At 72.2% G+C, this 5,800-nt stretch carries 4 protein-coding genes, 1 tRNA gene and 2 pseudogenes; 1 reads left to right on the forward strand and 6 read right to left on the reverse strand.

Translation table 11 applies throughout. From position 1 onward, the window contains the following. Positions 1-489, reverse strand: a pseudogene (locus UW392_RS07875) (hypothetical protein); the annotation flags it as partial. After that, positions 486-1,052 (reverse strand): DUF4365 domain-containing protein, encoded by a 567-nt coding sequence (locus UW392_RS07880; protein ID WP_320774159.1) that lies wholly within the window; start codon positions 1,050-1,052, stop codon positions 486-488. The pseudogene UW392_RS07875 and the gene UW392_RS07880, both read right to left, overlap by 4 nt. Before the next feature lie 170 nt (positions 1,053-1,222). On the opposite strand from UW392_RS07880, the gene UW392_RS07885 reads away from it, so the two are divergent. Beyond that, complete coding sequence (locus tag UW392_RS07885) at positions 1,223-1,948, forward strand: 3'-5' exonuclease (protein ID WP_320774160.1); 726 nt, start codon at positions 1,223-1,225, stop codon at positions 1,946-1,948. A 135-nt stretch (positions 1,949-2,083) separates the two neighbouring features. Here the strand turns inward: UW392_RS07885 and UW392_RS07890 are convergent. The 4 genes and pseudogenes from UW392_RS07890 to UW392_RS07905 form a co-directional block, all read right to left on the reverse strand. After that, positions 2,084-2,155: transfer RNA gene (locus UW392_RS07890), tRNA-Val, on the reverse strand. A 39-nt stretch (positions 2,156-2,194) separates the two neighbouring features. After that, entirely contained in the window at positions 2,195-2,641 is a 447-nt protein-coding gene (locus tag UW392_RS07895; RefSeq protein ID WP_320774161.1) for an SRPBCC family protein, read from the reverse strand. Between the two features lie 32 nt (positions 2,642-2,673). Next, the gene (locus UW392_RS07900) at positions 2,674-5,415 is read right to left on the reverse strand and encodes a Tat pathway signal sequence domain protein (RefSeq protein WP_320774162.1); all 2,742 of its coding nucleotides are present in this window, start codon (positions 5,413-5,415) and stop codon (positions 2,674-2,676) included. Between the two features lie 131 nt (positions 5,416-5,546). Next, positions 5,547-5,800, reverse strand: a pseudogene (locus UW392_RS07905) (hypothetical protein); the annotation flags it as partial.

The following is a 5,800-nucleotide window of genomic DNA, read 5'->3' on the forward strand; positions in this document are numbered from 1 at the left end:
GCGGTGCCGGGCGCCGTGGTAGCCGGAGCGGGCCTGGACGGCGAGCGCGCCGGCGAGCAGTGTCCGGCGGGCGGCGGTGCGCAGCCGCTCCTCGGCGGTCCACGTGGTGGCCTCGCCGGGTCCGGTCGGCACGTCGCGCGAGAAGCGGATCTCGTCGCTGGGCACGGCGAGGCAGAACAGCACCTCGCGGGCGGCGGGGGTGGTGGAGCGGGTGAGCGCCTGGAGCGCCTCGGCGAGCAGGTCGTCGCTGTCGGGGAAGGCGCGGCCGACGGGGACGAGCAGGCTGGTGCCGTCGCCGGGGCCGGGCGGGGTCCAGCGGCCGTAGCGGCCGGGGGCGCCGCCGCGCCGTTGCCAGCCGTGGCGGCGCAGCAGGGCGGCGAGGACGGCCGGGTCGACGTCGCCGGGCGCGGGCACGGGGAAGTCCGGCTCCGGGCCGTCGGGGTGGGCGGGGACCGGCCGCAGGGGCCGGTCGCCGGGCCGGTCCGTCACGGTGTCCCTCCCGTCCCGACCCGCGTCATGATCTCGCACAGCGCCCGGTCGTCGAAGATGCGTGCGGTCGGCACCCGCACGGTGGTGCGGTGCCGGCCGGTGACCGGGTGTCCGGCCAGGTTGATCCAGTAGCAGCAGTGCCGGAGGTCGAGGCGGTCGTGGCCGGCGCGCAGCCAGTCGTCCTGGGAGCGCGGTACGAGCATCACGACGAGGATCTTGTGCACCGAGACGGGGGTGCGGGCGAGCTTCGTCAGGTGCGCGTTGTCGAGCGTGAAGGAGAAGGTGCGGCCGGGCGGGTTCGGCGGGATCTGGTACGTCGCCTTGAGCTGCACCTTGATGGTGACCTCGTCGTCGACGGTGTGTCCGGGGGCGCTGTGGCTGACGTGCCAGTCGATGCCGTTGTCGGGGAAGGGCTGGGAGAGGGAGCAGCCGGCCGCCGCGGCGACGGCGTGGAGGTAGCCGACCTGCAGCGTCTCCATGCACGCGGTGGTGGCGAGTGACCCGCGGACGACGGCCGTGCGCTCGGGCAGCAGCCCGCCCCGCTCGGGCTGCGCTACGGCCATGACCGAACAGCCTTCCAGAACCGGTGCGTCCTCGTCACACGTCGCTGAACTGCGAGGACCCGTACTCCTGTTGTGTCCTTCCGGCGTACGGCGCAAACAGCCCGGGTATCACCGAATCGGGCAGCGGACGGAACGTCAACTGCCGATGGTGACCGAGGGGTTGTGGTGATATGGCCTGCTGGTACGAAGGGCCCCTGGCCGCGTTCGACACGGAGACGACGGGCGTCGACGTCGAGACCGACCGGATCGTGTCGGCCGCGGTCGTCGTCCAGGACGCCCCGGGCATCCGGCCGCGGATCAGCCGCTGGCTGGTGAATCCGGGTGTGCCGGTGCCGGAGGCGGCGACGGCGGTGCACGGGCTGACGGAGGAGCACTTGCAGCGCAACGGCCGCTGGCCGTCGCCGGTGATGTACGAGATAGCGGAGGCGCTGGCGGAGCAGGCGCGGGCCGGGCGGCCGCTGGTGGTGATGAACGCGCCGTTCGATCTGACGATGCTCGACCGTGAGCTGCGGCGGCACCGGGCGTCGTCGCTGGGCCGCTGGCTGGAGCGGATGCCGCTGCACGTCCTCGATCCGCGGGTGCTGGACAAGCACCTGGACCGCTACCGCAAGGGCCGGCGCACCCTCACCGACCTCTGCGCGCACTACGGCGTTCCGCTGGACGGCGCCCATGACGCGGCGGCCGACGCGCAGGCGGCGCTGGAGGTCGTACGGGCGGTGGGGCGTCGTTTCCCGGGACGGCTGGAGCGGCTGTCCGCGGCGGAGCTGCACACGCTTCAGGCGGTGTGGCACGCGGCGCAGGCCCGGGGTCTGCAGGCGTGGTTCGCGGCCAGTGGTTCGGAGGAGGCGGTGGACCCGGCGTGGCCCCTGCGCCCGGACATGCCGGCGGCGGCCTGACCTGTTCCGGCCCCGGACGACGCCGGTCGGGGGTGCGGGTGGCGGAGCCCCCGCCACGCGCGGCGAAGCCGCGCAGAAACGACGAGAGCGACGTGTGTCCACGCTTTCTGTGGACACACGTCGCTCTCGCGATCGTGGGCGATACTGGGTTCGAACCAGTGACCTCTTCGGTGTGAACGAAGCGCTCTCCCACTGAGCTAATCGCCCGGGAACGCAGTGAACAATACAGGTCCCGGGACGCTTCCTTCAAACCGTCTCCAGGTGGGCGGCCAGTCCGCGCCGTCCGGCCCGCATCATCAGCCGGTGGTTGACGCGGAAGAGCGGCCGTCCGGGCACGGCGAGCCGCCGCAGCAGCGGCTTGCGTACGTCGACCTCCTGGTCGTAGCGGGCGAGGGCGCCGGTGCCGAGCGGGACGACGGTCCAGCGGGCCCAGCCCGCGATGTCGCCGTCGAGCGCGACCTCCAGGACGCCCGCCGCCTCGTCGCGGCGGCGTTGGCGCATGGTCTGGACGAGGTCGTAGGGCAGGAGCGAGCGGATGCGGACGGTCCCGCTGGTGTCGTCGGTGCGGGTGACCTCGCGGACCTGCGGCCACCAGCGGGGATAGTCCTCGATGCGTTCCAGGGCGCGGTACACGGCCGGGACGGGCGCGGGCAGCGCCCACAGGCTGCGGAAGCGGTAGTGGTTGAGGTCCACAGGGGCAGTGTGCCCGCGCCCGCCTGTGAGGGCTACGGCATGCGGTCCCCCAGCAGCGCGAGGTTCTCGATGGCGGCGAGGCCGTACAGGGCGGTGTCGTTGGTGGAGATCCAGCTCGCCTCGGCGCCGGGGACCAGGGTGAGCGGTCCGGTCAGCTTCTCCGTCGTCCAGGGAGCGGACTCCTTGTAGCCGTCGGAGTCGTAGAACTTCTGCCACGCGCGCGTGGCGAGCGCTTCGTCGCCGGTCCGCACGGCGGCGTAGGCGTCGAGGCGGGAGTGGCCCTGGAAGAGCAGAAGGGAGCCGAAGTTGGTGCCGTACTTGGCGGCCTGTTCGGTCTTGGAGGCGTTGAAGTAGCGGCAGTAGTCGTAGTACGCCTCGTCGAAGGCGGGGATGTCGACGAGGTCGATCAGTTCGGCGCAGAGTTCGTTCAGGCCGAAGACGGCGGAGAGGTGGGAGACGGAGACGACGGGGTCGGCGGCGATCGCGAACTTCCCCGTGTCCAGGTCGTACAGGCCGCTGCCCTGGACGAACCCGTTGGGCTGGGCGCCGATGGTCTCCATGGTGGAGACCACGCGGGCCTTGGCCTTCTCCCACTTGGGGCCCTTGCGTTCCCACTCGGTGAGCCAGGCCGACACCAGGCCGCTCCAGTCGGTGCCGAAGCCGATGGAGAGGGCGTTGCGGTCGGGTGTGTAGGGCTCGGTGCGGATCTTGCGGATGGGGTCGAGGACGAGGAAGGTCTCGTCGGAGTCGACGTTGGCGTGCATGAGGTCGCCGACGCGTTCGTCGGCGGTGAGGAAGTAGTAGTAGCGCCGGTAGGTGGTGTTGGCGATGCGCTGCTGCTTGGCGCTGTCGGCGTAGTGCTGGACGCCGTGCCGGGTGCCGAGGCCGGCCCACTGGCCGAGGTGGTAGACGTCGACCTCGCCGGTGTGCCGGGTCATGGCCTCGGCGAAGCGGAAGATGTCGGCGCGGCCGGAGCGCAGGTAGGCGTACCAGAGCCAGAGGTCGGGCGAGAGTTCGGAGTTGTCCCAGGCGTAGCCGCCGACGTCGTAGCGCCACTGGTGGCGGACGGTGTCGTAGGAGTGCATGACGTCGCCGTAGTCCCAGAAGCCGTACCAGCGGCGCTGTTCCACCTGGTCCTTGTAGTAGGTGAAGAGGAAGTCGAGGTGGTCCTCGATCTTCGCCTTGGCGGGGGTGGAGCGGTCCGGTTCGGAGAACAGGCCGGGGCCGAACACCTTGGCCTTGATGAGCTGCTTGGGCGGGGCGGCGAGCTGGGGCAGGACGCGTACGGCCTCGACCTGTTCGGCGAGGGTCTCGGCGCTAGGGGTGGTGGCGTTGGCCCAGAACAGCAGCTCGGAGGTGCGGGCGATGCCGTAGGGGGTGCCGAACTCCGGCTCGTAGTCCTCGTAGGTGATGTTGAGGCCCTCGGTCTGCTCGGCGTAGGTGTCCTGGCCCATGCCGTCGTGGTAGAAGCGCAGGTCCATGGGCTGGGCCTCGGGTGACCAGAGCCAGAGGGTGACCTCGGCCTCGTCGGTCTGGGCGTCGCGGATGTCGAGCTGGGCGGGGTGCTTCTCCCAGAAGTCGCGCAGGCCGAAGGAGAGGCCGCCGCTCGCGCCGCCGACGTAGGCGAAGCCGGAGGCCCGCCGTCCGCCGCCGGCGCCGATCCAGCCGTGGCCCTTCTTGGTGCGCTTGCGCAGGGTGAAGCCGTCGGCGGAGAGCTGGGAGAGGGTGTAGTCGCCCCACTCGGGGATGTACGGGAGGCGGGTGGTGACGCGCTGGTCCCAGGTGGCGGGGTCGGGCAGCTTCTCCCCCGCGTACTGGGCGGCCTGGACGGCGGCGCCCGGGTCGCGGCGCAGGCCGGTGATGCCCTTGACGGCCTCGCGGAGCAGGCCGGTGCCCTCGCCGCCGATGCGGATGTGCCGGTCGTAGGAGGCGTCGCGCATCGGGACGGTGAAGCGGACGCCGAGGCCGCGGATGAAGTCGCCGCTCGCCTTGCCGGGTTCCTGGGTGCCGTCGAAGGTGACGGTGTGCACCATGCGGAAGGAGTCGGCGCCCGCGTAGAAGTAGAAGCGGATCGAGAACGGCAGCCAGCTCCTGCCGCCCTTGCGGTGCTTGCCGTCGACGCGGACGACCGCGCGGACCGGGCCCTCCTGCTCGACCTTCACTTCGGAGATCGCGCCCTCGAAGCGTTCGTACTTGACCGTGCCCTGGTCGCCGTCCTCGATCTCGGGCTGGCGCAGCAGGACCAGTCGGCCGTTCTTGGCGATCTCGGTGGAGCCGCGGGTGACGCTCTTGACGAGGGTGGCGCCGGAGGTGCCGAGGCGCGCGGTGACGACTCCGGTCGATATGTCGACCGTACCGCCGCGCCGGACGACGGTGACCTTCTTCTCGGGGGCGGCGGGGGCGCCGGTGGCCAGGGTGAGCTTGCCGGAGCCGGAGCCGGAGCCGACGGCGTGCGCGGTCCACTTCAGGGAGCCGTCGGGCCAGTAGGCGAGCGGCCAGGTCTGTACGGGGACGGCCGCGCCGTCGGCGTCGGTGATGGCGAAGTCCTGGTCCTCCTGGTACAGGCCCTTGGGCCAGGGGACGCCGACGGTGGAGCCGGGGGCGGCGCCGAGGCCGCCGTCCTCCAGCCAGTCGAGGGTGACGGGGGCGTCGTCGGCGGTGGCCGCGGCGGGGGCGGCCTGGGCGTCGCGCGCGCCCAGCGCCCAGCTGAACTGGGCGGCGGCCCCGGCGACGGCGGCGGCCTTGAGCAGGGATCTGCGGGGGATGGGGGACATGGGCTTCCTTCCCTTGCGGGTGCGTGGAGAGAGGCGTTCACATGGTCTGCGTGTCATCCACATGTCAAGAACATGACAGGCATGACGGAGAGGGGTACGGCGCCCGTGGGCGCCGCACCTCGTGCGAGGGGTCAGCGGCGGGCGTACCGCTCCTCCACCGCGACGGCCGCCGCCGCGACGGCCCCGAGGACCGGGACCGCCAGCGGCGCGACGAACAGCGCGGAACCGGCCACGACCACCGGTCCGCAGACGATCAGGAAGGAGCCCGCCGGGTCACGGAGGGTGCGGCGGGCGGCGGGCGCGAGCAGCGCGCGCCAGGACGCGCCGGGCGTCCACACCGCCGCCGCGCGGAGCCCGGCCACCATCAGGGCGAGCAGCGCGAAGA

It is taken from the genome of Streptomyces sp. CRN 30, assembly GCF_034105845.1.

Bases quoted from the DNA above. Each gene is read 5' to 3' on its own strand.
- UW392_RS07880 (WP_320774159.1), bottom strand. From the start codon at position 1,052: ATGGCCGTAGCGCAGCCCGAGCGGGGCGGGCTGCTGCCCGAGCGCACG.
- UW392_RS07885 (WP_320774160.1), top strand. From the start codon at position 1,223: ATGGCCTGCTGGTACGAAGGGCCCCTGGCCGCGTTCGACACGGAGACG.
- UW392_RS07900 (WP_320774162.1), bottom strand. From the start codon at position 5,415: ATGTCCCCCATCCCCCGCAGATCCCTGCTCAAGGCCGCCGCCGTCGCC.